This is a genomic window from Halogeometricum sp. CBA1124 (genome assembly GCF_009741955.1).
GTDB lineage: Archaea > Halobacteriota > Halobacteria > Halobacteriales > Haloferacaceae > Halogeometricum > Halogeometricum rufum.
Window position 1 is genome coordinate 1 of sequence record NZ_WPCD01000312.1, and the last position, 2,448, is coordinate 2,448.

Below are 2,448 nucleotides of genomic sequence, written 5' to 3' on the forward strand. Positions count from 1 at the left end.
AGGGCGAAGGCGGCGACGCCGGCGGCGGCCACCGCGGCGGCCTTCAGCAGTTCGCTCGCCGCGTAGGGGTCGAAGCTCCCGGGGTCGCCGGGGAACGCGCCGAGGAACGCCTCCGGCAGGACGCCGAAGACCACCGACGGTATCGCGACGACGACGAGCGCTACTCTGAGAGCCGTGGACCCGGGGCCGACCGTGAGCGGTTCGGGCGCGCGGCGGACGAACGCGTAGTACCCGAACTTGACGAACGAGAGCACCGTGCCGACGCCCCCGACGACGACGACCCACCAGACGAGGTCCGGACCGGCGCTCTCGACGGCCTTCGTCACGAGCCCCTTGCTCACGAAGCCGGAGAACCCGGGGACGCCGGTGATGGCGAGCGCTGCGACGAGGAACGTCGCGAACGTCACGGGCATCCGACGACCGAGTCCGCCGAGGCGCTTCAGCGACGCCTCGCCGGTCCGGGCGATAATCGCGCCGGCGACCATGAACAGCAGGCCCTTGTAGAGGACGTTCGCCGTCAGGTGTGCGAACGCGCCCGTGAGACCGGCCGCGGTTCCGATACCGACGGCGACGGTCATGTACCCCACCTGCGAGACGATGTGGTACGAGAGCAGTCGGCGCATGTCCGTCTGGAGGACGGCCTGCGTCACGCCGTACAGGACCATCGCCGCGCCCATCCAGACGACGAACGCGTGCCCGTCGGGCGCGAGGCGGGCGAGGACGTAGACGGCGACTTTCGTGGTGAAGCCGGCCAGCACGACGCTGGCGGCGACGTGCGGCCGGGAGTAGGTCTCGGGCAGCCACGCGTGGAGGCCGACGAATCCCAGGTTGACGCCGACGCTCACGAGAGCGAGCGTCGTCGCCAGTCCACGCGTGAAACCGCCGTCATAGACGAACGTCCCCGCGGCGGCGTAGTGGAGGGCGACGGCCGCGACGAGGAACGCCCCGCCGACGAGGTGGTAGACGGCGTAGCGGAACGCCGGACGGACGGCGTCGCCCCCGTGGTGCCACACCAGGACCGTCGCGCTGACGGCGAGCAGTTCCCACGCGACGAGGAGCGTCAGCCAGTCGCCCGCGAGGACGGCGGCGACGCCCGCGCCCATGTAGCACAGCGAGTACGCCGTCTGCCGGGCGTCGGCCCCCGTCGAGTGCCCGTAGAGGACGTTCAGCGCGGCGACGAAGCCGAACAGGACGGCCACCGGCCGACTGAACGCGTCCACGCGGACCAGCACCTGCTCGAAGCCGAACGGGGCGACGGACGGCGCGGCCCCGGCGGGCGCGACCAGCACCCACGGTATCGTGACCGCGGTGAGCGACACCGCGGTGGGCGGTGCCGGCGCGCCGCGGCAGGGCGACAATGGCGAGGGCGGCGGCGACGAACGCGACCCACGGGGGGACGAGCGTCAGAACGTCGGTCATCCGAACACCTCCGCGACTACCGCGTTCGCCAGGTCCCAGAACGGGAACGCGGTCGGCGCGACGCCGAGAGCCACCGCGGCGCCGACGGTGAACAGCACCGGGAGCAGCATGAACGGCGTCGTCTCGGCGCCGAGCGTGCGACGCTCCCACGCGTCCGCCGCCGCGTATCCGCCGTCGGTGGCGTGCGGCGGTGCGAACGCGTGTTCGCTCTCGGAGCCGTCGGACCCGCGCCGTCCGAAGAAGGCGACGTAGACGACGGGCCAGAAGTAGAGCAACTTCAGCAGGCCCGCCAGCAGGTACGCGGCGACGAAGACGGGGTACGGACTCGCCGCCGCGCCGAGGACGAGGTGGAACTTGCTGACGAAGCCGGCGACGAGGGGGAAGCCGACGAGGCCCGCCGCGGCGACGCCGAAGGCGGCCATCGTCAGCGGGAGTCGCCGGCCGATGCCCGCGAGGTCCGAGACGTACTTCACGCCCGTCTCGGCGGCGACGACGCCCGCGACGAAGAACAGCGTTATCTTCATGAACGCGTGGGCGACGACGTGGACGAACGCCCCGAACACCGACAGCGGCGTCGCGAGGGCCAGACCGAGCGCGACGTACGACAGTTGGCTCACCGTCGAGTACGCCAGCCCCCGCTTGAGGTTGTCCTGCCGGAGGCCGACGACGCCCGCCAGCACCATCGTGACGGCGGCGGCGACGGCCAGCGGGAGTCCCATCCCGAGGTCCCACGTCGTCTCCGGGCCGAACACGTACAGGACGGTCCGGCCCAGGGCGAACACGCCGCTCTTGACGACGGCGACGGCGTGCAACAGCCCCGAGACGGGCGTCGGCGCGACCATCGCGGCCGGCAGCCACCCGTGCAGGGGCATCACGGCCGTCTTCACGCCGAAGCCGACGACGAGGAGGGCGAACGCGACGCGCGCCAGCGTCGGGTCGGCGGCCGCGAGCGACGAGAGGCCGCCCGCGTCGAACGTCACCGTCCCCGCGAGGACGGCGACGAGGAGGACGCCGCCGAGGGCGACGACG

At 72.5% G+C, this 2,448-nt stretch carries 2 protein-coding genes; both read right to left on the reverse strand.

The features are described from left to right. Window positions 1–1,319: proton-conducting transporter membrane subunit (locus tag GJ632_RS20895; RefSeq protein WP_197428137.1), on the reverse strand; the 1,319-nt coding region annotated here is incomplete at its 3' end. A 96-nt stretch (window positions 1,320–1,415) separates the two neighbouring features. Next, the coding region (locus GJ632_RS20900) for a proton-conducting transporter membrane subunit (protein WP_191453929.1) at window positions 1,416–2,448 on the reverse strand (1,033 nt) is incomplete at its 5' end.